The 25,411-nt window shown below is 71.2% G+C and carries 23 protein-coding genes; 12 read left to right on the plus strand and 11 right to left on the minus strand.

What is annotated here, in order from left to right:
* The first annotated feature begins 122 nt into the window (after positions 1-122).
* From cofD to ABT114_RS20610, 3 genes are read left to right on the plus strand one after another with little or no spacing between them, the layout of a single operon-like run.
* Positions 123-1,082: a 2-phospho-L-lactate transferase gene (cofD, locus tag ABT114_RS20600; RefSeq protein WP_351144251.1), complete on the plus strand. Its 960-nt coding sequence runs from the start codon at positions 123-125 to the stop codon at positions 1,080-1,082.
* 5 nt (positions 1,083-1,087) lie between these two features.
* Entirely contained in the window at positions 1,088-2,410 is a 1,323-nt protein-coding gene (locus ABT114_RS20605) for a coenzyme F420-0:L-glutamate ligase (RefSeq protein ID WP_502988358.1), read from the plus strand.
* A 59-nt stretch (positions 2,411-2,469) separates the two neighbouring features.
* Positions 2,470-3,471, plus strand: a complete 1,002-nt coding sequence (locus ABT114_RS20610) for a DNA-3-methyladenine glycosylase family protein (RefSeq protein ID WP_351144253.1) — start codon at positions 2,470-2,472, stop codon at positions 3,469-3,471.
* A 288-nt stretch (positions 3,472-3,759) separates the two neighbouring features.
* Here the strand turns inward: ABT114_RS20610 and manB are convergent, their stop codons facing one another.
* Positions 3,760-4,842, minus strand: coding sequence for a mannose-1-phosphate guanylyltransferase (gene manB, locus ABT114_RS20615; RefSeq protein ID WP_351144254.1), 1,083 nt, complete (start codon positions 4,840-4,842; stop codon positions 3,760-3,762).
* Positions 4,843-5,003: 161 nt separating this feature from the next.
* Positions 5,004-6,539, minus strand: coding sequence for a peptidoglycan recognition protein family protein (locus ABT114_RS20620; RefSeq protein WP_351144520.1), 1,536 nt, complete (start codon positions 6,537-6,539; stop codon positions 5,004-5,006).
* Positions 6,540-6,660: 121 nt separating this feature from the next.
* On the opposite strand from ABT114_RS20620, the gene ABT114_RS20625 reads away from it, so the two are divergent.
* The 4 genes from ABT114_RS20625 (at position 6,661) to ABT114_RS20640 (ending at position 12,945) form a co-directional block, all read left to right on the plus strand.
* A complete protein-coding gene (locus ABT114_RS20625; protein ID WP_351144255.1) occupies positions 6,661-7,419 on the plus strand; it encodes a TIGR03089 family protein in 759 nt (252 codons plus the stop codon).
* Positions 7,420-7,984: 565 nt separating this feature from the next.
* Positions 7,985-9,232, plus strand: a complete 1,248-nt coding sequence (locus ABT114_RS20630; protein WP_502988349.1) for an LCP family protein — start codon at positions 7,985-7,987, stop codon at positions 9,230-9,232.
* Between the two features lie 242 nt (positions 9,233-9,474).
* Positions 9,475-11,244 carry an LCP family protein gene (locus ABT114_RS20635; protein WP_351144256.1) on the plus strand — a complete coding sequence of 590 codons (1,770 nt, stop codon included), beginning with the start codon at positions 9,475-9,477 and terminating at the stop codon, positions 11,242-11,244.
* A 123-nt stretch (positions 11,245-11,367) separates the two neighbouring features.
* On the plus strand, positions 11,368-12,945 hold the full coding sequence (locus ABT114_RS20640; protein WP_351144522.1) for an LCP family protein: 1,578 nt from the start codon (positions 11,368-11,370) through the stop codon (positions 12,943-12,945).
* A gap of 75 nt (positions 12,946-13,020) precedes the next feature.
* Here ABT114_RS20640 and ABT114_RS20645 read toward each other — a convergent pair whose 3' ends face one another.
* Positions 13,021-14,076, minus strand: a complete 1,056-nt coding sequence (locus ABT114_RS20645) for a glycosyltransferase family 2 protein (protein WP_351144257.1) — start codon at positions 14,074-14,076, stop codon at positions 13,021-13,023.
* A gap of 129 nt (positions 14,077-14,205) precedes the next feature.
* Here ABT114_RS20645 and ABT114_RS20650 point away from each other — a divergent pair, with 129 nt between their 5' ends.
* Positions 14,206-15,672, plus strand: a complete 1,467-nt coding sequence (locus tag ABT114_RS20650) for an LCP family protein (protein ID WP_502988350.1) — start codon at positions 14,206-14,208, stop codon at positions 15,670-15,672.
* Positions 15,673-15,692: 20 nt separating this feature from the next.
* Here the strand turns inward: ABT114_RS20650 and ABT114_RS20655 are convergent, their stop codons facing one another.
* Positions 15,693-16,178 (minus strand): hypothetical protein, encoded by a 486-nt coding sequence (locus ABT114_RS20655; protein WP_351144258.1) that lies wholly within the window; start codon positions 16,176-16,178, stop codon positions 15,693-15,695.
* Positions 16,179-16,190: 12 nt separating this feature from the next.
* The gene (locus ABT114_RS20660) at positions 16,191-16,748 is read right to left on the minus strand and encodes an acyl-CoA thioesterase (protein ID WP_351144259.1); all 558 of its coding nucleotides are present in this window, start codon (positions 16,746-16,748) and stop codon (positions 16,191-16,193) included.
* Positions 16,749-16,868: 120 nt separating this feature from the next.
* Between ABT114_RS20660 and ABT114_RS20665 the strand changes: the two genes are divergently transcribed.
* Both ABT114_RS20665 and ABT114_RS20670 read left to right on the plus strand, forming a co-directional pair.
* Positions 16,869-18,173 (plus strand): LCP family protein, encoded by a 1,305-nt coding sequence (locus ABT114_RS20665; RefSeq protein WP_351144260.1) that lies wholly within the window; start codon positions 16,869-16,871, stop codon positions 18,171-18,173.
* A complete protein-coding gene (locus tag ABT114_RS20670) occupies positions 18,166-18,813 on the plus strand; it encodes an HAD family hydrolase (RefSeq protein WP_351144261.1) in 648 nt (215 codons plus the stop codon). The genes ABT114_RS20665 and ABT114_RS20670 overlap by 8 nt, the downstream gene beginning before the upstream one ends.
* A gap of 8 nt (positions 18,814-18,821) precedes the next feature.
* Here ABT114_RS20670 and ABT114_RS20675 read toward each other — a convergent pair whose 3' ends face one another.
* The 4 genes from ABT114_RS20675 to ABT114_RS20690 form a co-directional block, all read right to left on the minus strand.
* Positions 18,822-19,634: a class I SAM-dependent methyltransferase gene (locus ABT114_RS20675; protein WP_351144262.1), complete on the minus strand. Its 813-nt coding sequence runs from the start codon at positions 19,632-19,634 to the stop codon at positions 18,822-18,824.
* A 79-nt stretch (positions 19,635-19,713) separates the two neighbouring features.
* Positions 19,714-20,076, minus strand: coding sequence for a four-helix bundle copper-binding protein (locus ABT114_RS20680; protein WP_351144263.1), 363 nt, complete (start codon positions 20,074-20,076; stop codon positions 19,714-19,716).
* 117 nt (positions 20,077-20,193) lie between these two features.
* Positions 20,194-20,976, minus strand: a complete 783-nt coding sequence (locus tag ABT114_RS20685; RefSeq protein WP_351144264.1) for an SAM-dependent methyltransferase — start codon at positions 20,974-20,976, stop codon at positions 20,194-20,196.
* Between the two features lie 185 nt (positions 20,977-21,161).
* The gene (locus ABT114_RS20690; protein ID WP_351144265.1) at positions 21,162-22,319 is read right to left on the minus strand and encodes an acyl-CoA dehydrogenase; all 1,158 of its coding nucleotides are present in this window, start codon (positions 22,317-22,319) and stop codon (positions 21,162-21,164) included.
* Between the two features lie 193 nt (positions 22,320-22,512).
* Here ABT114_RS20690 and ABT114_RS20695 point away from each other — a divergent pair, with 193 nt between their 5' ends.
* Positions 22,513-23,859 carry a UDP-glucose dehydrogenase family protein gene (locus ABT114_RS20695; RefSeq protein ID WP_351144266.1) on the plus strand — a complete coding sequence of 449 codons (1,347 nt, stop codon included), beginning with the start codon at positions 22,513-22,515 and terminating at the stop codon, positions 23,857-23,859.
* 133 nt (positions 23,860-23,992) lie between these two features.
* On the opposite strand, the gene ABT114_RS20700 is transcribed toward ABT114_RS20695, so the two are convergent.
* A complete protein-coding gene (locus tag ABT114_RS20700; RefSeq protein ID WP_351144267.1) occupies positions 23,993-24,511 on the minus strand; it encodes a CGNR zinc finger domain-containing protein in 519 nt (172 codons plus the stop codon).
* A gap of 132 nt (positions 24,512-24,643) precedes the next feature.
* On the opposite strand from ABT114_RS20700, the gene ABT114_RS20705 reads away from it, so the two are divergent.
* Positions 24,644-25,012, plus strand: a complete 369-nt coding sequence (locus ABT114_RS20705) for a VOC family protein (protein ID WP_351144268.1) — start codon at positions 24,644-24,646, stop codon at positions 25,010-25,012.
* Between the two features lie 24 nt (positions 25,013-25,036).
* Here the strand turns inward: ABT114_RS20705 and ABT114_RS20710 are convergent, their stop codons facing one another.
* Complete coding sequence (locus tag ABT114_RS20710; RefSeq protein ID WP_351144524.1) at positions 25,037-25,396, minus strand: MerR family transcriptional regulator; 360 nt, start codon at positions 25,394-25,396, stop codon at positions 25,037-25,039.
* Positions 25,397-25,411: the final 15 nt, after the last annotated feature.

The raw sequence follows: 25,411 nt of genomic DNA on the forward strand, positions 1-25,411 counted from the left end.
GTCCACAGTCGGCGGGTTGTGCACAGCCGGAGGGTTGAGCACGGCCGGAGGGTTGTCCACAGTCGGAGGGTTGTCCACAACCGCATGCCGCGTTGTCGTGGCCGCCTGCGAGACTTGCCCTCATGCGCATTGTGGTTCTGGCAGGCGGCATCGGTGGTGCCCGGTTCCTGCGTGGTCTGAAGCGGGCCGTGCCGGACGCGGACATCACGGTCATCGGCAACACCGGCGACGACATCCACCTCTTCGGGCTGAAGGTCTGCCCGGACCTCGACACGGTGATGTACACGCTCGGCGGCGGCATCAACGAGGAACAGGGCTGGGGGCGGGCCGATGAGACCTTCCACCTGAAGGAGGAGCTCGCGGCGTACGGCGTCGGGCCCGAGTGGTTCGGGCTGGGCGACCGGGACTTCGCCACGCACATCGTGCGGACGCAGATGATCGGCGCCGGGTATCCGCTCAGCGCGGTCACGCAGGCGCTCTGCGACCGCTGGAAACCGGGTGTGCGGCTGATCCCGATGACGGACGACCGCGTGGAGACGCACGTGGCGGTCGAGGTGGACGGCGAACGCAAGGCGGTCCACTTCCAGGAGTACTGGGTGCGGCTGCGGGCGTCGGTGCCGGCGGAGGCGGTCGTGCCGGTCGGCGCGGAGCAGTCGAAGCCGGCGCCGGGGGTCCTGGAGGCGATCGCGGAGGCGGACGTCGTTCTCTTCCCTCCCTCCAACCCGATCGTCTCCGTCGGCACGATCCTCGCGGTGCCCGGCATCCGGGAGGCGATCGCCGACGCCGGGGTGCCGGTGGTGGGCCTGTCGCCCATCGTCGGGGACGCGCCCGTGCGCGGCATGGCCGACAAGGTGCTCGCGGCGGTCGGTGTGGAGTCCACGGCCGCGGCGGTGGCCGAGTACTACGGCTCGGGACTCCTCGACGGCTGGCTCGTCGACACCGTGGACGCGGGCGTGGTGGAGCGGGTCGAGGCGGCCGGGATCCGCTGCCGGGCCGTACCGCTGATGATGACCGACCTCGACGCGACCGCGCGGATGGCCCGGGAGGCGCTGGCGCTGGCGGAGGAGGTGCGGGGGGCGTGAGCGAGGTGTCTGCCGAGGGCTACGACGTGTCCGCCGACGGCTTCAGGGTCTGGGCCGTGCCCGGGATCCCCGAGGTGACCGCGGGCGACGACCTCGCCAAGCTGATCGCCGCCGCGGAACCGGGGCTCGTCGACGGCGACGTACTTCTCGTCACCTCGAAGATCGTGTCCAAGGCGGAGGGGCGCATCGTCGAGGCGACCGACCGGGAGGCGGCGATCGACGCCGAGACCGTACGGGTCGTGGCGCGGCGCGGTCTGCTGCGGATCGTCGAGAACCGGCAGGGGCTGGTGATGGCGGCCGCGGGGGTCGACGCCTCCAACACCCCTTCGGGGACGGTGCTGTTGCTGCCCGAGGACCCGGACGCGTCCGCCCGGACGATTCGGGACGGGCTGCGGGACGCCCTTGGCGTCAACGTCGGGGTCGTCGTCACCGACACCTTCGGGCGGCCCTGGCGCGCGGGACTCACGGACGTCGCGATCGGCGCCGCCGGGGTGCACGTGCTCGACGATCTGCGCGGGGGCACGGACGGGCACGGCAATCCGCTCAGCGCGACCGTCGTGGCGACCGCGGACGAACTGGCCGCCGCCGGTGATCTGGTGAAGGGCAAGGCCGCGGGGCTGCCGGTCGCCGTGGTGCGCGGGCTGCCGCAGGTGGTGGCCGCGGGCGACACGGAGGGGGCGCGGGCGATGGTGCGCGACGCGCGCGACGACATGTTCCGGCTCGGGACGTCCGAGGCGGTACGGGAGGCGGTGACCCAGCGGCGTACGGTACGGGCCTTCACGGACGAGCCCGTCGACCCGGGGGCCGTACGGCGGGCGGTGGCCGCGGCGGTGACGGCGCCGGCACCGCACCACACGACGCCGTGGCGGTTCGTGCTGCTCGAGTCCGAGGAGTCGCGCACCGGGCTGCTGGATGCCATGCGGGACGCCTGGATCACCGACCTGCGGCGGGACGGGAAGAGCGAGGAGTCGATCGCCAAGCGGGTGCGGCGCGGTGAGGTGCTGCGGGGCGCGCCGTATCTCGTCGTGCCGTGTCTCGTCATGGACGGGTCGCACACGTACGGAGACGCCCGGCGGGACGGGGCCGAGCGGGAGATGTTCGTGGTCGCGGCCGGGGCCGGGGTGCAGAACTTCCTGGTCGCGCTGGCCGGGGAGCGGCTGGGATCGGCGTGGGTGTCCTCGACGATGTTCTGCCGGGACGTGGTGCGCGAGGTGCTGGGGCTGCCGGAGGGCTGGGATCCGATGGGGGCCGTCGCGGTCGGGCACCCGGCGGAGGAGCCGAGGCCTCGGCCCGAGCGGGATGCGGGAACGTTCATCGAGGTGCGGTGACACGGACGTAGGAGCCCCTACTCTCGAAGTACACCTCCGGCATCCCTGGGACCTCATCCGTGGCAGGACGTTTCACTCAGCGCCCCACGCGTACGACTGTGCGCGGCGGGCATGTCGCGGTGCCCGGGGGCGTGCCGCGGCCGGCTCCGGCGCCGGGGCGGGTGCGGACGTGGGTGCCGGACGGGCCGCTCGATCTGGGGCTGGTGCTGGGGCCGCTGCGGCGCGGGCCGGCTGATCCCACGTTCCGGGCGACGCCGGACGGGTCCGTGTGGCGGGCCAGTCTGACGCCCGCCGGGCCCGGGACGCTGCGGGTCGCCGCGCGCGGCGCCGAGGTACGGGGGGAGGCGTGGGGGCCGGGGGCGGAGTGGCTGCTGGAGCGGTTGCCGGAGATGCTCGGTGCCGCGGACGACCCCGCTGCCTTCGAGCCCCGGCACCGCCTGGTCGCCGCTGCCCGGCATCGGCGGCCGGGGTTGCGGCTGATGCGGACCGGGCTGGTGCTGGAGTCGTTGATCCCGTCGATTCTGGAGCAGAAGGTCACGACCGACGAGGCGTACCGGGCGTGGCGGCTGCTGGTGCGCAAGTACGGCGAACCGGCGCCGGGGCCCGTGGACGGGCGGATGTGGGTGATGCCCGCGCCGCGGACATGGGCGCTCATTCCGTCGTGGGAGTGGCATCGGGCCGGGGTCGACAACAAGCGGGCGTCGACGATCCTGCGGGCCGTGCGGGTCGCTGCGCGGCTGGAGGAAGCGATGCGGATGGAGCCCGGGGATGCGCAGGCGCGGTTGGAGGTCGTTCCGGGGATCGGGCCCTGGACGTCCGCGGAGACCGTGCAGCGCAGTCATGGGGCGCCGGATGCGGTGACCGTCGGGGATCTGCATCTGCCGGGGATCGTGGGGTGGGCGCTTGCCGGGGACCGGTATGCGGACGACGCGGCGATGCTGGAGTTGCTGGAGCCGTATGCGGGGCAGCGGCATCGGGCGGCGCGGTTGATTCTGCTGAGCGGGAGGGTGCCGGCTCGGCGGGCGCCGCGGATGCCTCGCGGGGACATCGGACGGTTGTGAGGTGCGGGGCGTCGGGGCTGCGCCTCGGGGCCGGGTGAGGTGACCGGGGGCGAGTGCTCGGCGGGGCTTGGTGCTGGGGTCGGGTAGGTCGCGCGGCCCGGCGCTCACGGGGTGCCGCCCGCGCCCGCCCTCCCCCACTCTCCGCTGCGCTCGAGCGGGGACCCCCGTCGCCCCAGGCGGCACGCATGCCCGCGGGTTGTGGGGACCGGCTGCCCCGGCGGCCCGCGCACCCTCGGACGGCAAGCTACGGGGCGCAGCCCCCGCCCTCCGCCCCCCCGCCCGCACCCGCTACTGGTCGGAAGAGAACCGCACCGACCCCGCAGGGATCCGGGCGTCGCACCACACGCGTACGCCGTCGCGGAGTTCGTTGTCGGCGCCGATGACCGCGCCGTCGCCGATGACCGTGCCGGTGAGGATGGTGCGTTGGCCGACGCGGGCGCGGGTGCCGATGAGGGAGTCGGTGATGACGGCGCCGGGTTCGATGACGGCGCCGGGCAGGATCGTGCTGCCGAAGACGCGGGCGCCCTCCGCGACGAACGCGCCCTCCCCCACCACCGTGCCGCCGGTCAGCTTGGCGTCGGGGGCGACCGTGGCCGTCGGGAGGATGAGGCGGTCGCCGCAGCGGCCGGGGACGGCGGGAGAGGGGGCACGGCCCAGGACCAGGTCCGCCGAGCCCCGTACGAAGGCCGCCGGGGTGCCGAGGTCGAGCCAGTACGTGGAGTCGACCAGGCCCTGGAGGTGGGCTCCGGCGGCGAGCAGGTCCGGGAAGGTCTCGCGTTCGACGGAGACGGGGCGGCCCCGCGGGATCGTGTCGATGACCGAGCGGCGGAAGACGTACGCCCCCGCGTTGATCTGGTCGGTGACGATCTCCTCGGGCGTCTGGGGCTTCTCCAGGAACGCCAGGACACGGCCCGTCTCGTCCGTGGGGACCAGGCCGTACGCCCGCGGGTCCGTCACCTTGGTCAGGTGGAGGGAGACGTCCGCGCCGGTCGACTCGTGCGTGCGCACCAGGGCCCTGATGTCCAGGCCCGTGAGGATGTCGCCGTTGAAGACCAGTACCGGGTCGTCGGGGCCCGAGTGCAGGCGGGAGGCGACGTTGCGGATCGCGCCGCCCGTGCCGAGGGGCTCCTCCTCAGTGACGTACTCGATGTGGAGGCCCAGCGCCGAACCGTCGCCGAAGTACGGCTCGAAGACCTCGGCCAGGTAGGACGTGGCGAGGACGATGTGGTCCACGCCCGCCGCTCTCGCTCTCGCCAGCTGGTGCGTGAGGAACGGCACGCCGGCCGCCCGGACCATGGGCTTGGGCGTGTGCACCGTGAGCGGGCGCAGCCTGGTTCCCTTGCCACCGACCAGGAGAATCGCTTCTGCCACCTGTCGCCTCTGCTTCCTGCCGGGACCGGCCCCGAACTGTCTTTCGGCCGGTCAGTGTATGCAGACCGTTCGTTGGCGTCTTCGCTCGCCGCACGGTGTCCGCCACTGTTCCCCGGCTGTCCCCCGACGGCGGTGTGCCCCGCCGAACGCGCTCCCGGCCGTCAGCGCCCCTGGTAGCGGGCCGCGGTCTTGCGGGCCGAGCCGAGCTTGCCGTAGAGCTGCCGCCCTGGGCAGTCCGTGGCGAACCCGTCTCGGTGGCCGGAGATCACATTCAGTCGTACCTTCTTACCTTTTCGGTAGAGATTGCCACCGCCGGACGTCAGATATGTCTTTCCGCGTGGATTGGCCCCGTAGAGGCCCAGCTTCCATGCCGTCAGTCGGGCGATGGCCTTCACCGCCGCGGAGGTCGGTTTGCTGGAGCCGAACGTCCCGATGACGGCGATCCCCATGCTGTTGCCGTTGAAACCGAGCGTGTGTGCACCCTTGACCGGCTTCGCCACGCCCCCGGCGCGCCCCTCGTAGATGTTTCCGCACTTGTCGACGAGGAAGTTGTAGCCGATGTCCCGCCAACCCATGCTCTTGACGTGGTAGCGGTAGATACTGCGGATGACGGACGACACTTGCGAACACTTGTACGTGTTGCCGGAGGCCGTGTGGTGCACGAAAGCCGCCTTGACCTTCGTCGTGTAGACGAACCCCTCCTCCCGCAGGCTCTCGCTCGCGCCCCAGCCGCGCCGCGTGACGATGCGCGGGCGCGGGCCGATGTACGGCTTCGCCCGCTGCCGTTCCTCCTGGTCGGCGGCGGGCAGGGTGCGCAGCTCCTGCTCGGTCTGCTGCCGGGTCAGCGCCGGGATCTCGGTGGCCCCGAGCGGTACGAGGTCGGCGTTGGTGGCGGAGACGGCGGCCGCCTCGGCGGTCAGTTCACCATCGGCACCCGGGGGTGGGAAACGGGCGCTCACGGCGCCCGTGCGCGGGGCGGCCACCGGCGCGTGGAGCCGGCCCGGCCGTGCGCCGGGGGCGGTCAGGCCGGAGTCCGCGCGTCCCGGGTCGACGAGTTCGAGACGCAGGCCGGAGGGGAGCGGGGCCCCGGGCGCAGTCACTGTCCGCGGGCCACGGCCGGTCTCCTCGACACGGCTCGGGCCGCCCGTGCCGGGCTCGGCGTCAACGCGTACCTCGACCCCGTCCGAGTCACCCACCCACAGGGGCGCCGTGGCGCCGCGCACATGACCCGAGGTGCGTTCGGGGGTGTCGGGGTCGGCGCCGTGGTCGCCGTTGTGCGTCTCGACGCCCTGCCAGCCGGACCAGGTACCGGTGCCGGCGGCGCGGGTGCGGACCTCGACGCGGCCGTGCAGTTCGGTGTCCGGGTCGTCCCAGACGACGCCGACCAGGGAGAAGTGACGGACGTCGCGGCGCGGCAGGCCCTGTTCGGCGGTGCCGGTGCCTGGGGTGAGCGTGGCGGAACCGTCGCGGTCGCGGGTGAGGGGGGCGAGGGGCAGCGACTGGGTACTGCCGGGCAGGTCCGGCTCTGCGGCCCGGGCGGTGGCGGGGGCGGCCGCCTCCACAGTCGGGGTGGGGCTCGCGGACGCCCCGCCCGCCGCCGCGACGGCGGGCGGGATCAGCGGCAGGGCGAGGGCCGCCGCACAGGTGACACCGATCGAGGAAGCAAGCAATCCGCGCATGCCGACGATCCTGGACATAGTCATACATATCTGTCCATCGGGAAGTTGACGGGCCGTCGGATGCCGTTCCGCCGAACCGGTGGCCCGCGGGCGACCCGCCGGTGGGTGTGCGCAGCGGCGCCCGCGTACGCTTGCGCGGGTGAACGCCACCGACCGCACCCCTGCCGACCTGCTGCGTTCCGCGCTCGCCGCGGATCCCGCGCGCCCCCTGGTGACCTTCTACGACGACGCCACGGGCGAACGTGTCGAATTGTCCGTGGCCACCTTCGCCAATTGGGTGGCCAAGACCGCCAACCTCCTCCAGGACGGACTGTCCGCCGAACCGGGCGACCGGGTCGCGCTGCTGCTGCCCGCACACTGGCAGACGGCGGTGTGGCTGCTGGCGTGTTCGTCGGTGGGCGTCGTCGCGGACGTGGCGGGGGATCCGGGGCGGGCGGACTTCGTCGTGGCCGGGCCGGGGCAGTTCGAGGCGGGGCTGGCGTGCCGGGGGGAGCGGTACGCGTTGTCGCTGGCGCCGCTCGGGAGGCGTTTCCTGCCGGGGCCGCCGGAGGGCTACGCCGACTATGCGGTGGACGTGCCGAGTTACGGCGACCGGTTCGCGCCGTACGCGCCCGTGGACCCGGAGGAGCCTGCGCTGATCGTGGCCGGGGCGGAACTCGCGGGGGCCGAGGTCGTGGAGCGGGCGCGGGGCGATGCGGCCGGGCTGGGGCTTACGGGGCCCGGGGCGCGACTGCTGTCGGGGCTGTCGTACGACACGTGGGAGGGGCTGAGCGCCGGGCTGTACGCACCGTTGGCGAGCGGCGGGTCCGTGGTGCTGTGCCGGCATCTGGAGGAGCTGGGGGACGAGGGGCTGGCGAAGCGGATCGAGAGTGAGCGGGTTACGGCGACGGCGCGCTAAGCGCTCCGCTGGAAGCGCGGTGACGAACCCGCGGGCCGGTGGGGCTGGTCGCGCCCACGCGGCGGAGCCGCATATCGACACAGCCCCGCGCCCCTTACGGGGCGCGATACCGCACCGGACTTCGTCAAGGCTGCTCAGCCGCGCGGCGGGCGGTACGTCTGCTGCCGGGCCGGGTTGACCGAGCGCCCGGGGTTACCGCTCGGGGGTGGGTCGCGCAGCCCGGCGCTCACGGGGCGCCGCCCGCGCCCACCCTCCCCCGCTCTCGGCTGCGCCCGAGCGGGGGAACCCCCATCGCCCCAGGCGGCACGCACGCCCGCGGATACGGGGGGGCCGCCCGCGCCCGCCCGGTACGAGAAGGAGCGGCCCACGTCGCTCGTCCGCGACGCGCATGCCCGCGGCTTGCGCGACATGCACGCCCGCGGATCACGAACAGCCAAGTCCGCCCTTCCCCCATTCGGCCCACCCCCACCCGCACCCCCGCCCCACCCGGGCCATGGTCGTAGGAGCAGCGCGAGACGCCCAGCCCGCACGACACGCTCGTACGCCATGAGGGGTGGACCCAGACGTGACCGACACGGCAGGCATGCCCTCCGGGCCGACCGGCGATGACGCGGCGGGGGCCGTCCCGGGCCGGGGCGCCGGCCGGGCGGAGTCCGCCGGAAGGCGTCTCGGGCCAGGAGTGGGGGCCACTGCCACCGGGCGTGGGCTGATGCGGCGGCGTCGGCACCAGTGGGTGCTGGGGGCGGCGATCGGGGTCGTCGTGTTCGTCGTCGGTGCGGCCGGGGCCGGGTGGGCCGTGTACGTGAAGCTGAACGGCAACATCACCTCCGACGAGGCGGCCGCCGCCGAGCTCGCCCGGTACGAGAAGGAGCGGCCCACGTCGCTCGTCCGCGACGCGCAGAACATCCTGCTGATCGGGTCGGACTCGCGCTCGGGGGACGGGAACGGCCAGTACGGGCGGAACTCCGGGACCGAACGGTCGGACACGACCATCCTGCTGCACCTGGCCGCGGGTCGGCGCAGCGCCACCGCCGTCTCCCTGCCCCGCGACCTGATGGTGGACGTGCCTGCGTGCCTGCGTCCGGACGGCAGCCGTACCGAGCCGATGTTCGCGATGTTCAACTACGCCTTCGCGATGGGCGGTTCGGCCTGCTCGGTCCGTACCGTCGAGAAGCTCACCGACGTCCGCGTCGACCATTACGTCGTTGTCGACTTCAGCGGGTTCAAGGAGATGGTGGACGCCGTCGACGGTGTCGAGGTGTGCCTGAAGGAGCCGGTCGACGACAAGGCCGCCAAGCTGCGGCTGCCGGCCGGCCGCGTGACACTCGACGGCGAGCAGGCGCTCGGCTACGTCCGCGCCCGCAAGTCCCTCGGCAACGGCAGCGACACCGACCGGATGGACCGGCAGCAGCGGTTCCTCGGAGCGCTCGTCAACAAGGTCCAGAGCAACGACGTACTGCTGAATCCCGTCAAGCTCTACCCCGTACTCGACGCGGCGACATCGTCGCTCACCACCGACCCGGATCTGGCGAGTCTGCGCGGACTCTACGAACTCGTGCGCGGGCTGCGCGACATTCCCACCGAACGCGTGCAGTTCCTGACCGTTCCGCGGGAGTCGTATGTCTACAACGCCAATCGCGATCAGCTCGTGGAGCCTGAGGCGCAGCGGCTGTTCGAACGGCTGCGCCGGGACGCGCCGGTGGAGGTCTCGCGGAACGCTCAAGAGAATTCCGGTGATTCTGTCACAAAAGGACCCGTCTCCCCCGCCCCCACCTTCCGCGGCAACACGGCCGCCGACGGCGGCTGCGAGTAAAGCACTTGCCAAGTCGACGGCTTGGGTGAAGTTCAGTTCAAGGAAATGGGCGTATTGCCCAGTTGTAGGGACGTGGAATTTGTCACCGTCCTCGCTTGACGCTGAACTGGGCGGATAGTGTGAGCGATCCGGTGCACCCGGCCCGCGAGGTCCTTCCTTGGGCCGCGCACTGTGTGACCGTGACCCGAGCGCCTTTTAGGGGGAAAGGCGCCGCGTGGCCCCGACGGAGGATTCGGACAACCGTGGACGCGCAAGGCCGTGGGCGGGCGGACAACATCGATCCCGCAGACCAGTGGGTGCTCAATCCGAACACCGGCGAATACGAACTGCGACTGACTCCTTCCGGACCGCAACCGGCGGTCCCCGGGCCTCGTAGATCCGCGTCACGCGGAGCACGGGCCGCGGGTGCGGATGCGGGTGCGGTGCGCAGTCGTACCGCCGCGCCCGGACGGGAGACGGAGGTGCCGGGCCGTGAGGTCCCGCCGCAGCGCCGTCGCCGGGCCGTGCCCGAGGAGCCGCCGCCCGGACGGAGGGGGCGGCGGCCGGCGAAGAAGAAGTCGCGGGCGAAGAAGGTCCTGCTGTGGACCGGCGGCACGATGGCCTTCGTGCTGATCGCCGGAGCCGGCGCGGGCTATCTCTACATCGAGCACCTCAACAACAACATCCAGTCGTCCCCGGACGACGGCGCGAGCACCGGTGGCTTCAGCAAGGACAAGGCGATCAACGTCCTGGTGATCGGCACCGACAAGCGCACCGGCTCGGGCAACGAGGGCTACGGCGACTCCGGCAGCGTCGGTCACGCCGACACCACGATCCTGCTGCACGTCTCCAAGGACCGTACGAACGCGACCGCCCTCAGCATCCCGCGCGACCTGATCGTGGACGTCCCGGACTGCCCGACCACGCAGGAGGACGGCAGCACCAAGGTCATCGCGGGCACGGACAACGTGCGGTTCAACACCAGCCTCGGCCAGGACGGCCGTACGCCGAGCTGCACCATGCGCACGGTCACCGAGCTCACCGGGATCACCCCGGACAACTTCATGGTCGCCGACTTCAACGCGGTCAAGACGCTGACGACCGCGGTCGGCGGGGTCGACGTGTGTCTCGGCAAGGACATCAACGACTCCGGCTCGCACCTGAACCTGAAGAAGGGCATGCGGCACATCGAGGGCGAGACGGCACTCGCCTTCGTGCGTACCCGGCACGCCGTCGGCTTCGGCGGCGACCTGAGCCGGATCGCGCTCCAACAGCAGTTCCTCAGCGCGCTGATGCGCAAGCTGAAGTCCAACTCCACGCTCACCAGCCCGACGAAGATGGTGAAGGTGGCCGAGGCGGCCACCAAGGCGCTGACCGTGGACTCCAAGCTGGACAGCATCGGCAAGCTGAAGGACCTCGGTCTGGAGCTGGGCAAGCTCAACGTCAAGAACCTGACCTTCACCACCGTGCCGGTGATCGACAACCCGGCCGAGAAGGTCAAGGCCACGGTCGTCGTCAACCCGACCACGGCACCCACCGTCTTCCAGATGATCAAGGAGGACGTCTCCTTCACCGAGGTGGCGGCGCAGAAGAAGGAAGCCAAGAGCAAGGAGGCCGCCGCGGCCGCCAAGCGTCTCGAGGGCACCAAGTCCGCGGCCTCCGAGGTGCGGGTGCAGATCCTGAACGGCGGGGCCGAGACCGGCAGCGCACAGGAAACACTTAACTGGCTGCAGAATGATGAGGGCGTGACGAAGTCGGAGAACGCGGGCAACGCGTCGACGACTCTGAGCAAGACAACACTCGAGTACGCGCCCGACCAGGCCGACCAGGCACGCAAGCTCGCCGCGCTCATGGGTCTCTCCGGATCCGCGATGAAGCCCGGCAAGAGCGTGACCAACTCACAAGGTCTGCCCGCGATGACGCTGACTCTCGGCAAGGACTTCAAGGGCGCGGGCGTTTCGATGACGGCGGCGACCAAGGTGCCGGACACGGTCGATACGTCCACAGCGGACAAGGTTGAGTGCGCCAAGTGACCTAACGGGTCCGCCACGCGTCTTAGGGGACGCGGGGCGGACCCGTGTCAGGCGCAGGGTGGGGAGGGCTGGGAGTTGGCGCAGAGCAGTGTGCGGGGGGAGGCGCCCGCGGTGGACGACACGATGTCGCTCACACCGCAGGGCGAGGACGCACCCACGGGCCATGGACGGCACGGCGGCGGGGGCCGCAAGGGCCGTGGCCGCGGCACCGGCAAACCGGGGCGCAGACGGCGCGTGTTGCGCTGGTCGGCGACGGTCATGGCGGTGGTCATACTAGGCACCGCGGGTGCCGGTTATCTGTACTACCGGCATCTGAACGGCAACATTCAGAAGGACGCCCTGAACATCGGTGACGCGAAGGACAGGGCGGCCAAGACGAAGGCGAACGCGGCGGGTCAGACCGCGCTGAACATCCTGCTGATCGGTTCGGACGCGCGGGACACCGAGGAGAACCAGCAGCTCGGCGGCGCCAAGGAGACCTTCGGCGGCACCCCGCTCGCCGACGTCCAGATGCTCCTGCACATCTCGGCCGACCGCTCCAACATGTCGGTCGTGAGCATGCCGCGCGACACCCTGGTCGACATCCCCAAGTGCACGGACCCCGACACCGGCAAGGTGTATGCGGCGAGCACCGTGACCACCATGACGAACCAGTCGCTGGGCCGCGGCGGTCCGGGCTGCACGGTGGCGACGTGGGAGAAGCTGACCGACATCCACATCGACCACTTCATGATGATCGACTTCTCCGGTGTGGTGTCCATGGCGGACGCCGTAGGCGGTGTCCCGGTCTGTGTGAGCGACAACATCTACTCGCACACCTCCACCGGCCACGGCTCGGGCCTCAAGCTGGAGAAGGGCACGACGTCGATCAAGGGCAAGCAGGCCCTCCAGTGGCTGCGCACCCGGTACGGCTTCGAGGACGGCAGTGACCTCGCGCGCGCCAAGGCGCAGCACATGTACATGAACTCGATGGTCCGCGAGCTGCGCGCCAACGCGAAGCTGACCAACCCGAACAAGCTGCGCAAGCTCGCCGAGGCGGCCACGAAGGCGATCACCGTCGATGACGGCCTGGGCACCATCACGAAGATGTACGACCTGGCCACCGAGCTCAAGAAGGTCCCGACCGACCGCATCACGATGACGACGATGCCGAACGAATACGTCGGCGCGCGCGTGAAGCCCACGGCGGACGCCACGAAGCTGTTCCGCCTGGTGCGCGAGGACATCGCCCTCGACGGCAAGGACAAGAAGAAGACCACCACGACGGAGACGACCACGGACCCGGCCGCCGCGGACGACAAGATCGCGGTCCAGGTCCAGAACGGCACCCGCACCAGCACGCTCAGCCCGGTCAGCGGACGCGCGACGGCGGTGGCCCAGCTGCTGGCCGGCAAGGGCTTCACCCAGGCCGTGGCGGACACCTCGGCGGCCACGGCCGAGGACACCACCCTGATCCGCTACCCGAGCGCCGACCTCCAGGGCGACGCCGAGCGGGTCGCGAAGGCGATGGGCATCCCGACGAGCGCGGTGGAGAAGTCCACCGACGTCTCCGGCGTGACGCTCGTGGTGGGCGCGGACTGGCGGTCGGGTACGACGTACAAGGCGCCGGCGGACGACGACAAGACGCCGAAGACGGCTGAGGCGATCAACGCGTCCGACACCTCGCAGTGCATGAAGGTCAACCCGGACTACACCTGGTAGGCCACCGGCACCCGGACACGTTTCGGCCCGGACCGCGGGATCGCGGTCCGGGCCGAACGGTGTTCCGTGGACGTCTCAGCGGGAGCTTCGGTGGGAGCTGAGCACCGCGGGCCGCCGGGACGCGATGACCCTCTTGGCCAGCGACTTGGGGCTGGTGAGGAAGCCCCACCCCCACGACATGTGCATGGTGGCCAGCGCGACGGGGATCCGCAGCCGCGCCTTCAACGGCAGTCCCTTGCCCGCGGGCAGCGACCCGGCGGCGATCGCCGCGAGGTAACCGCCGGGGATCACGAAGCCCCAGGGGGTCAGGGCCGCGCCCACCACGACACCCGCCGCGATCGCGCACACGGCGGCCGGCGGGGCGAGGTAGCGCAGGTTGATGGAGCCCTCGTGGTAGCGGGCGACGACGTGCCGCCAGCGGCCGTAGTCCTTGTACTGCTTGGCGAGCGCCTTCACGCTGGGGCGCGGCCGGTACGACACCTTCAGCTCGGGCGAGAACCAGATGAGGCCGCCCGCCTCCCTGATCCGGAAGTTCAGCTCCCAGTCCTGGGCGCGGATGAACTCCTCGTTGTAGCCGCCCTGCTGCTCCAGCGCCTCGCGCCGGAAGACGCCCAGGTACACCGTCTCGGCCGGGCCGGCCTGCCCGCCCGTGTGGAAGGCGGCGTTGCCGACGCCGATCTTCGAGGTCATGGCCGCGGCGACCGCGTGCTCCCAGTCGTTCTCGCCCTCGGCGTGCATGATGCCGCCGACGTTCTGCGCGCCGGTCTCCTCCAGGAGCCGTACGGCGGTGGCGATGTAGTTCGGCGAGAGCATGCCGTGGCCGTCGACGCGGACGACGATCGGATGGCGGGAGGCCTTGATCGCGGCGTTCAGGGCGGCGGGCGTACGACCGGTCGGGTTCGGCACGGTGTGCACGCGCTTGTTTGTGTTGGAGGCAGTCTCGCGGACGAGTTCGGCGGCGATCTCGTCCGTACGGTCCGCGGACGGACCGATGGCGATCACGACCTCCATCTCGCCGGGGTACTCCTGCGCGAGGATCGCTTGGACGGCTCCGCGCAGATGCCGTTCCTCGTTGAGGACGGGCATGATCACGGACACGGCGGGAAGCTGCACGTCGGACTTGGCGTTCATCGGTGCTCACGTTACCGCGAACGGGGGACACCGGTGCGCGCCGCCGGGTGCACTGCACCGGGCGACAGATCGTATCGGCCTACGGTGCTCACGGATCCCACGTACGGCCGTCGTCCGGAGGTGTCCTCCTTGTCCAGCCCGCCCCTCTCCCCTGCCCGCCCGCAGCACCGCCCGCAGCCGTCCCGCCGCGCGCCGCGGCCCCCCGTACGGCGCAGGAGGCCGCGCTGGGCCATGCGGGCGGTGACCACGCTCTCGGTGGTGGTGCTCGCCTCCGCCGGAATCGGGCACTCGGTGATCGCGAGCCTGGACGCGGACATCGCCCGGGTCGACCCCTTCAAGGACATGAAGAACCGCCCTCAGGCGGGCCACGGCATGAACATCCTGCTGGTCGGCACCGACGGCCGCGACAAGATCACCGAGGCCGAGCGGCAGATGTACCGGCTCGGCGGCGCCCCCTGCCACTGCACCGACACGATCATGATCGTGCACATCTCCGAGGACCGGGAGCGGGCGACCGTGGTGAGCCTGCCGCGCGACAGCTACGCCGAGGTGCCCCCGCACAGCGACCAGAGCACTGGCCGACAACACCAGGCTCATCCCATCAAACTCAACGCGGCCTACGCGGAGGGCGGCCCGCAGCTGACCGTGCGCACCATCGAGAGCATGACCCACGTGAAGATCGACCACTACCTGGAGGTCGACTTCACCAGCTTCATGAAGACGGTGGACGTACTCGGCGGCGTGAAGATCTGCACCGCGCAGCCGATGAAGGACTCCTACACCGGACTCGACCTCCCCGCCGGCAGCCACACGCTCATGGGCGGGCAGGCCCTCCAGTACGTCCGCTCCCGGCACGTCGACGGCGCCTCCGACCTGGGCCGGATGCAGCGCCAGCAGCGCTTCCTGGCGGCGCTGGTGGACCGGGCCACGTCCTCCGGGGTGCTGCTGAACCCGATCCGGTTCCGGGACGTCACCCGGGCCGTGCTGGGCTCGGTGCGCGCGGACAAGGGCTTCGGCGCGGACGAGCTGCTGAACCTCGGCCGGGCGATGCGCGGCTTCTCCCCCTCCTCGTCGGAGTTCACCACCGTGCCCATCGGCCGGATGGGATACGCCGTCAAGGGCATCGGCTCCACGCTGAAGTGGGACCCCGCGAAGTCCGAGCGCCTCTTCCAGTCCCTGCGCGACGACAAGCCCCTGGCCACGTACCGCCACCCCCTCAGCACGGCGGCGCGCGTAGAGGTGGCCCCGCAGCAGATCCAGGTCCAGGTGGAGAACGGCACGGTCACCGCGGGGCTCGGCAGGCGCGTCGACGCCGCCCTGGCCGCCACCGGCTTCCGCACCACCCGCCGTCCCGTCAACGCCATCGACCACACCGTCGAGCGCACCGTCATCGCCTACGACCCCCGCTGGGACCGCTCGGCGAAGTCCCTCGCGACCGCCCTGCCGGGCAGCGAACTGCGGGCCGTGCAGGGTCAGGGGCCGGTGCTGAAGGTGATCGCCGGGTCGGACTTCCGCGAGGTGCGCAAGGTCCGGGCGGAGGACCCGCGCCAAGGACAGTTCGGGGCGGTGCGGGGGGACGAGGTGGGGTGCGCGTAGGGGCGGTGGCAGCAGGCCCCTCAGTCCTCGCCGACCTGAAGCAGCACGACGACGAACCCGGACCCGCGCCCGGCGACCACACCGTCGAAGCTGAACCGGGTCACCGGGGACCAGGCACGTCCGTTCCGCCAGTCGCCCTCGGTGTTGGTGAACCACTGCGCACCCGGGCCGAGAATCGACGCCACCTGCCGCGCGGTCCGCTCGGCGTGGGCGCGGTCACGATGCGTGTGATCTGGGAACACCAGGTCGCCGGCGGAGAGGTCGGCCAGCAGGGCGATCGCCGTGTCCCGGTCCACCGGGCCGAGCGCCTCCCGGACCTCCTCGGCCGTGGTGGGGCCCACGGCACCCTGGACCGCCTCGTGCGCCCACTCGGCCTCGGCGGCCGCCGCGAGGTCGCGGACGTGGTGTGCGAGGTCGGATCCGGAGCTCCAGCACCAGCGGGCGTACACCTGCGGGCCTGCGGCCAGGGAGTCCATGAGTGCGGCGAGGAGATCGTCCTCGGACATGCCGCCCGCCCCTCAGTCCTCGATGCCCTCCGCCGCCCGCCTCTCCCGCAGCTCCATGATCGCCCGTCGGCGGGCCAGGCGGTGGGTGCGGCGGATCTGGGCCTCCTGGTAGCGGCGCTTGTCGCGTTCCGTCTCAGGGAGCACCGGCGGTACGCGGCGTGGCTTGCCGTCGGCGTCCACCGCGGCGAAGACGAGATACGCCGAGCCGACCTGGGTGGCCGGGGCGGACTCGTTCCAGCGCTCGGCCAGGACCCGCACGCCGACCTCCATCGAGGTCCGGCCGGTCCAGTTGACCTGGGCCTTCACATGCACGAGGTCGCCGACGCGGACCGGCTCGAGGAACGCCATCTCGTCCATGGACGCGGTGACGGCGGGACCACCGCTGTGCCGGCCGGCCACCGCGCCCGCCGCGTCGTCGACCAGCTTCATGATCACCCCGCCGTGCACCGAGCCCAGCAGGTTGGTGTCGTTGTGGGTCATGATGTGGCTGAGCGTGGTGCGGGACGCGGAGGTCGGCCTGCCGGGGATGTCCGGCGTTTCCGACTCCGCTGCGGGGGCCTGATCTGTCATGGCCTCTACCTTATGCCGAGGTCACATCCGGGGAATTTTGTGTCAGCTTCGCAACAGCGAGGCCCTGATTTCCCGACGAGCCTTGTAAGGCACACAGTCGGTCCCTGCACACTGGGGCCCATGAACGATTGGCCCGAGGGATGGTCCGACGAAAACGACGGCCGCCAGTACGGACGCGGCAGCGCGAGCGCACAGCCTGAGAGTGCGCGCGTGATGCGGCAGGTCCGCCGCGGCCGGCCGACTCCGCCCGGACAGGGCAGCGGCTACGGCCCCGGCCCGTCCGCGCCGCCGTACGGCAACGGCATCCCGCAGCAGCCGTCGTACACCGACGGCCAGGGCTACGACGACCCGTACGACAGTGGCTACAACACGGGCCACGTCTACGGCTCGCCCGGTGGCGGTCCGGGCGGCCCGGAGGGGCCCGGTGCGCGCGGGCCCCGGCCTCGGCCGAACTGGCGCCGCCGCATCAAGTGGACGGCGATCACCGTCGTGACCGTGCTGGTGGTGACGACCGTCGGCACGTACTTCTGGGCCGACGGCAAGCTGCGCCGCGAGGTCGACCTGTCGACGGTCATCGACCGGCCCGACGCGGGCGACGGCTCGAACTACCTGATCGTCGGTTCCGACAGCCGTGAGGGCATGTCCGCCGCGGAGAAGAAGGAACTGCACACGGGCTCCGCCGACGGCAAGCGCACCGACTCGATGATGATCCTGCACGTGGGCAGCAACGGGGACACGCTGATCTCGCTGCCCCGTGACTCGGACGTGGAGATACCGACGTACAAGGGCTCCGAGTCCGGCAAGACCTTCCAGGGCACGGGCCGGCACGTGAAGCTGAACGCGGCGTACGCGGAGGACGGGCCGACGCTGCTGGTGCGCACCATCGAGTACAACACCGGCCTGCACATCGACCACTACGTCGAGATCGGCTTCAACGGCTTCGCGAGCATCGTGGACGCGGTCGGCGGGGTGGACATCACCATCGACAAGGCGTTCAAGGACAAGTACTCGGGCGCCGACTTCAAGGCCGGAAAGCAGACCCTGAACGGCGAGGAGGCTTTGGCCTTCGTCCGCACCCGGCACGCCTTCGCCGCGTCCGACCTGGAGCGCACGAAGAACCAGCAGAAGTTCCTCGCGGCGCTGGCCCACCAGGTGGCCACCCCGTCGACGGTCCTGAACCCCTTCAAGCTGTACCCGACCATGGGCGCGGGCCTGGACTCCCTGATCGTCGACAAGGACATGGGCCTGTGGGACCTGGGCTCCATGTTCTTCGCGATGAAGGGCGTCAACGGCGGCGACGGCACGTCGATGAACATGCCGATCTCGGGCTCCTCCGGCGGCAACCTCGTCTGGGACAAGACGAAGGTGAAGACGCTGGTGAACGAACTGAACAACGACGAGAAGGTCACGGTGTCGAGTGACTGACCCGACCGGCCCGGCCACCTCGCCCGGGCACAGACCGCCGTTCGACGCGGTGCTGTGTGACGTCGACAACGTCATCCGGCACTTCGACCCGTCCGGCCTGGAGGCGCTGGAGCGCGCCGCCGGGCTGGCCGAGGGCACGACGATGAAGGTGGCCTTCGCCCCGGAGGTCGACCTGCCGGTGCTGCTGGGCCTGGCCACCGAGCAGGAGTGGGTGGAGTCCATCGCCCGCGGCCTGACCGGGCTGGTGCCCGAGTCGACGGCCTGGGACCTCGGCACCGCCCTGCTGGAGTCGCCCTTCCACGCCGACGAGACGGTGGTGTCCCTGCTGCGCCGGGCCCGCACCCGGGTGCCGCTGGTCCTCGTCACCAACGCCACCCTCGGCCTGGAGGCCGACCTCGACTCGCTCGGCCTGACCGACCTCGCCGACCACGTCGTCAGCAGCGCCCGCGTGGGCCTGGCCAAACCCGACCCCCGCATCTACGAACTCGCGGCGGCCCGGGCGGGCGTACGCCTCGACCGGTGCCTGTTCGTCGACGACACCGAGGAGAACGTCGAGGCGGCGGCCGCACTGGGCATGCGGACCGTGCACTTCCGGGAGGCACCGGACCTGGCACGGGCACTGGAGCCGTTGTTCGGCTGAGGGGGCCGCTATGCCGTCCCGCGCCCCAGCAGCGCCACGTGCGGCAGCCTCAACCCGCCGTCCCCGTCGGTGAATTCGGCGCTGAGGCGGTCGTACTCCTGCCTGATGCGTACGACCGTCTCCGGGGCCTGCGAGGTGACGATGAGCCCGATCGTGGCGATCCCGGCGGCCGCGCCGCCCCACCACTCCTCGGCGGTGGCGCGGTGCTCCCAGCCCAGTGTGGTGCCCTCGGCCGCCGTGAAGCCGCCGTCCGCCAGCAGGCCGGCGAGCCCCTCCGGGGTCCGGGCGAAGTCCTCGGCCGGGTCGAGACGCGGCAGATAGGCGGGCGGTACGGACCCGGCGGCCTCGCAGGCCCGCCCCAGCAGCTCCATCCCGGCCTTCCCTCCGCCGGCCCACAGCGTCACCGCGAGCCGCCCGCCCGGCCGTAGTACCCGTCGCAGCTCGGTGAGCGCGGCGCGCGGGCGGCCGACGTGGTTGAGCACGAAGTTCCCGACGACGGCGTCGAACTCGCCGTCCGGAAAGGGGAGTTCGGGAAGTATGGCGACCTGCGCGTCGATTCCGCGCTCGCGTGCCGCCGCCACCATCCCGGCGTCGGCGTCCACAGCGCGCACCCGCGCCCCCCGCGCCCGCGCCGCCACGGCCGCCGTACCCGTCCCGGTCCCCGTGTCCAGGACGTACGTCCCCTCGGCCACGCCCGCCGCGTCCAGCAGCGCCTCGACCGGATGCGCGCACAGCCGGGCGAAACTCGCCGCGTACGCCTCCGCCCGTCCGTCCCACATCTTCCGCTCGGCCGCGTCGAAGGCCTCCGTCGCACTGATCATGCGGACAGCCTGCCACGACGAAACGAGAGCACCCACCGTTGGTGCACGGCGGGTGCCCTCGGACACGGTCAGGCCGACGTCACATCTTGACGCCCGCCATCGAGCGGCACATCTCGGCGCAGCGGCGACACGCCTCGGCGCAGCGCATCATCTGCCGGTCGTCCGGCATGGACATACACGCCTCGGCGCACATGTCGCAGGCCTTGGCGCACATGGCGCACATCTCCGCCGACATCGGCGAGCGGCGCATCATCATGTCGGCGCACATACGGGTCGTCTCGGAGCAGTCCATCAGCGCACGCATGATCTGCATCTGGGCCTGGCCGCCCATCTGCATGCAGGAGCTCATGGTCTCCTCGCAGATGCTGTGGCAGGTCATGCAGGCCTCGACGCAGTCCTGCATCTCCTTGCTCATGGCCGTCATGGTTCCGGGCTGGGTCATGGCTCCTCCTGGGGGCGAGGGGGCTCGGGTGCGGGCCCTGTGTACTTCCGTCGTACGCCTCCCGGCCACCGCGCGCCATCGGACGACCACACGGGCTACGACGACTGACCCCCCGGATCACGGCTTCCTGCCCACCCCCGCGAAGTGCGTGACATCGACGATGTCCGCGTCCGCCTCGTCCGGGCGCCAGCGCGAGCAGGTGACGACGCCGGGTTCGAGGAGCTCCACCGGGTCGAGGAGGCGGATCAGGTCGGCGCGGGTGCGCAGGGTCATCGGGGCCGAGCCCTGGCCGTTCCAGTACTCCACGGCGGCCGCCATCGCCTCGCCGTCGACCTCCGTGGTCGGGTGGGAGACGACCAGGTGACTGCCGGAGGGTACGGCGTCCAGGAGCCGGCGCACGATCGAGGCGGCCTCGTCGGTGTCCAGGACGAAGTTCAGAACACCCAGCATGCTGATCGCGACGGGACGGTCGAGGTCGAGGGTGCGCGCGGCCTCCCGCAGGATCGCCTCGGGGTCGCGGACGTCGGCCTCGACGTAGGCGGTGGCCCCCTCGGGCGTACTGGTGAGCAGAGTGTGGGCGTGGGTCAGGACAAGGGGATCGTTGTCGACGTAGACGATCCGCGACTCGGGTGCCACGCGCTGGGCGACCTCGTGGGTGTTGTCGGCGGTCGGCAGGCCGGAGCCGACATCCAGGAACTGCCGTATCCCCGCCTCCCCGGCCAGATACCGCACCGCCCGCGCCAGGAACCGCCGGTCGGCGACGGCCGAGCGGGGCAGCGCCGGCACGAAGGAGAGGATCTGGTCGCCGACTTCCTTGTCGACGGGGTAGTGGTCCGTCCCGCCGAGCCAGTAGTTCCAGATACGGGCCGAGTGGGACACGTCGCTGCGGAGGTCGGACATGACGGTCGGTCTCCTTCGAGCGGGGCTGATCGGGTCGCGCACCAAAGTAGACACAAGTCATCAGTTTCGATGGGCAGTTGACCGACTCCGCGTCCCTACGGGAGCGCCTGAGGGAGGGGGCGACACGCACGTCGCCCTCCGGCCCGAGGGGGCGGAGGGCGACGGTGACTCGGAGCAAGGCGTCCTTACGGCAGGTTGCGCGCCATGACGATCCGCTGGACCTGGTTCGTGCCCTCGTAGATCTGCGTGATCTTCGCGTCCCGCATCATCCGCTCCACCGGGTAGTCCCGCGTGTAGCCGTAGCCGCCGAGCAGCTGGACCGCGTCGGTCGTGACCTCCATCGCCACATCCGAGGCGAAGCACTTGGCGGCCGCGCCCTGGAAGGTGAGGTCCTTGTCGCCGCGCTCGGACTTGGCGGCGGCCGCATACGTCAGCTGGCGGGCGGCCTCGATCTTCATGGCCATGTCGGCGAGCATGAACTGGATGCCCTGGAAGTCGGCGATGGGCTTGCCGAACTGCTTGCGCTCCTGGACGTAGCCCTTGGCGTAGTCCAGTGCCCCTTGCGCGATACCCAGCGCCTGGGCCGCGATCGTGATGCGGGTGTGGTCCAGGGTCTTCATCGCCGTCGCGAAGCCCGTGCCCTCCTCGCCGATCATGCGGTCCACGGGGATGCGGACGTTGTCGAGGTAGACCTCGCGGGTCGGGGAGCCCTTGATGCCGAGCTTCTTCTCCGGGGCGCCGAAGGAGACGCCCTCGTCCGACTTCTCGACCACGAACGCCGAGATGCCCTTCGAGCGCTTGGTGGGGTCGGTCACGGCCATCACCGTGTAGTACTCCGACTCGCCCGCGTTCGTGATCCAGCGCTTCACGCCGTTGAGGACGTAGTGGTCGCCGTCGCGGACCGCCTTCGTCTTCATGCCGGCCGCGTCGGAGCCCGCGTCGGGCTCGGAGAGGCAGTACGAGAACATCCCGTCGCCCTTGGCGAGCGGGGTCATGTACTTCTTCTTCAGGTCCTCCGAACCGGAAAGGATCACGGGGAGGGAGCCGAGCTTGTTCACCGCGGGGATGAGGGAGGACGAGGCGCACACGCGCGCCACCTCCTCGATCACGATCACCGTCGCCAGCGCGTCCGCGCCCGCGCCGCCGTACGACTCCGGTACGTGCACGGCGTGCAGGTCGTTCGCGACCAGGGCGTCGAGCGCCTCCTGCGGGAAGCGGGCCTCCTCGTCCACCGCGGCGGCGTACGGCGCTATCTTCGCCTCGGCCAGCGAGCGGACGGCGTCGCGGAGCATGTCGTGCTCCTCGGACGGGCGGTACAGGTCGAAGTCAGCCGATCCGGCCAAGGTCTCTCACGCTCCAAGGACGCTGCGCTAATTACCGTTAAGTAACTCAAATTTTAGGGGCCCGCCCACGGGACAGGTACGTGAGCTTGGCGACAGAGGGGAAGACCGGGAGAAATCTGCCCGGTGAGGGGCCGCCGCACGCCCCGACTATGCTCGGTCAGCGCATCCAACGCCATCCACCCCAGGAGCATGCATGGCCGCCCTCAAGATCACCGTGATCGGCACCGGTTATCTCGGCGCCACTCACGCCGCGGCCATGGCCGAGCTCGGCTTCGAGGTCCTCGCGCTCGACGTCGTACGCGAGAAGATCGACAAGCTCGAGCGGGGCGAGACCCCGATGTACGAGCCGGGACTCGAAGAGCTGCTGCGCCGGCACGTCGCCGGGTTCGAGGGCACCACCGGGCGGCTGCGCTTCACCCAGGACTGGGCGGAGGTCGGCGCGTTCGGCGACGTCCACTTCGTCTGTGTGAACACTCCGCAGAAGCACGGCGAGTACGCCTGCGACATGTCGTACGTCGAGTCCGCGCTCACGTCCCTGGCGCCGCACCTGACCCGCCCCGCCCTCGTCGTCGGCAAGTCCACCGTGCCCGTCGGCTCCGCGGACCGCCTGGCCCGCATGATCTCCGAGCTCGCGCCGGCCGGCGAGGACGCCGAGCTGGCCTGGAACCCGGAGTTCCTGCGCGAGGGCTTCGCCGTCCAGGACACCCTGCACCCCGACCGGATCGTGGTGGGTGTGCGCAGTGAGCGGGCGGAGAAGCTGCTGCGGAAGGTGTACGCCACCCCCGTCGGGGAAGGGTCGCCGTTCGTCGTCACCGACTTTCCGACCGCCGAGCTCGTGAAGACCGCCGCGAACTCCTTCCTCGCCACCAAGATCTCCTTCATCAACGCGATGGCGGAGGTGTGCGAGGCCGCGGACGGCGATGTCGCCAAGCTGGCGGAGGCGATCGGCTACGACGACCGGATCGGCAAGAAGTTCCTGCGGGCCGGGATCGGGTTCGGTGGCGGCTGTCTGCCGAAGGACATCCGCGCCTTCATGGCGCGCGCCGGTGAGCTGGGTGCCGACCAGGCGCTGACCTTCCTGCGCGAGATCGACTCCATCAACATGCGCCAGCGCGGACAGATGGTGGAACTGGCGCGGCAGACGCTGGGCGGCGGGTCCTTCCTGGGCAAGCGGGTCGCCGTGCTCGGCGCCACCTTCAAGCCCGACTCGGACGACGTACGGGACTCGCCCGCGCTGAACGTCGCCGGTCAGATACACCTCCAGGGCGGTCAGGTGACCGTCTACGACCCCAAGGGCATGGACAACGCCCGCCGGGTCTTCCCGACCCTCGGCTACGCCGGCTCGGCGCTGGATGCCGTACGGGGCGCCGATGTCGTACTGCACCTGACGGAGTGGCGGGAGTTCCGTGAGCTGGACCCGGCGGAGCTCGGCGAGGTCGCGGCGACCCGGCTGATCCTCGACGGGCGCAACGCCCTCGACCCCGAGCTGTGGCGGAAGGCCGGGTGGACGTACCGGGCGATGGGGCGTCCGACCGCCTGAAACGGCCTGGCGCAAGGTGACGCCGGTTCGGCCGAGGCTCAGTCGGCCGAACCGGCGTCTTGCTGCATTCTGCCGCACCCGGCCGTCCCGCGACGCATGAACTTCCTGTGCGTCACCGGTCCTCGCCGGGCCCTCACTGGTCCTTGGCCAGGTCCTTGGCCCGGTACCGGCGCATCTTCGCGCGTGCCCCGCACACCGACATCGAGCACCAGCGGCCCCGGCCGGCCGGGCTGCGGTCGTAGTACGCCCAGTGGCAGGTCACGGCCTCGCATGCCTTGAGCCGGGTCCAGGTACCCGCCACCAGGGACTCGGCCACGGCGGCCGCGATCCTGGAGAGCAGCGGGCCCTCGGCGCCGGGGGCGAGCCGGGCGGAGCCGTCCCGCGTGTCGACCGCCACGAACAGCGGTGCCGCCGCCAGCAGCTCGCCCAGCGGGGTCACCTCGCGGTGCGGCGGATGGCCGGCGTGGGCGAGCAGCGCCGCCCGCAGTGATTCGCGCAGGTCGCGGACGTCCGGCAACGCGTCCTGGGTGAGCCCGAAGCGTGCCCTGCCGTCGGCCGTGTCGAGCGCGTCGGCGCCCGTCTCGAGGTCCAGTGTGTTCACCAGGGACTCGATCAGAGCCAGGCCGCCCGGCGCGGGCGATCTTTCACTCATGGCGGCACGCTACCTCCCGCTACCGAATTCCCCTTGCGAGGTTACCTCCATTGCGGGAGCATGCGGTAACGGTAACTGGTTACCCGCTCCTACAGGTAACGCCGACAGGTAACACCGATCGAGGAGGAAGTCATGGCTCTCGCCAAGCTGGACGTCGTCGTCCTGGACTGTCCCGACCCCCGTGCGCTGGCCGGTTTCTACGCCGAGGTGCTGGGCGGCACCGTGGAGGAGAACGAGGACTGGGTGGACCTGAAGCTGGCCGACGGTCAGACGCTGGCGTTCCAGGCCGCCCCGGGGTACGTACCGCCGAAGTGGCCCGCTCCCGACGCCTCGCAGCAGTTCCATCTGGACCTGACCGTGGACGATCTGGACGCGGCCGAGAAGGGCGTCCTGGCGCTCGGCGCGCGGCCGCTGGACGCCGAGGACCGCTCGCGCAGCTTCCGGGTCTACGCGGATCCGGCGGGGCACCCGTTCTGCCTGTGCCGAATCGAGCACACGTGAACGAGCACCCGAGGGCTAGGACGGTCAGCCCTCCCGTGCCGCCTCGATCACCTCGTCGAGCGTGTCCCGGGAGCGCATCAGGTCGGCGATCATCCGGTCGATGCGCTCGCGCTCGGCGGCGAGGTCGGTGACCAGCTTCGGCGTGGCGATCGCGGAGGGGCCGCCGTCCGCGTCCCGCATGCACGGCAGCAGCTGGGCGATCTTGGAGCTGTGCAGCCCGGCGGCGAACAGCTCCTGGATCAGCACGACCCGGTCGACGGCCGCCTCCGGGTAGTCCCGCTGCCCGCCGGGCGTCCGCGCGGCCGCCAGCAGCCCCTGGGTCTCGTAGTAGCGCAGCGACCGCTCGCTGACGTTGGTGCGCCGGGCCAGTTCACCGATCCGCATACCGTCCCCCAAGCG

Origin of the sequence: Streptomyces sp. NPDC002088, from assembly GCF_040296605.1 — a bacterium.
Lineage (GTDB): Bacteria > Actinomycetota > Actinomycetes > Streptomycetales > Streptomycetaceae > Streptomyces.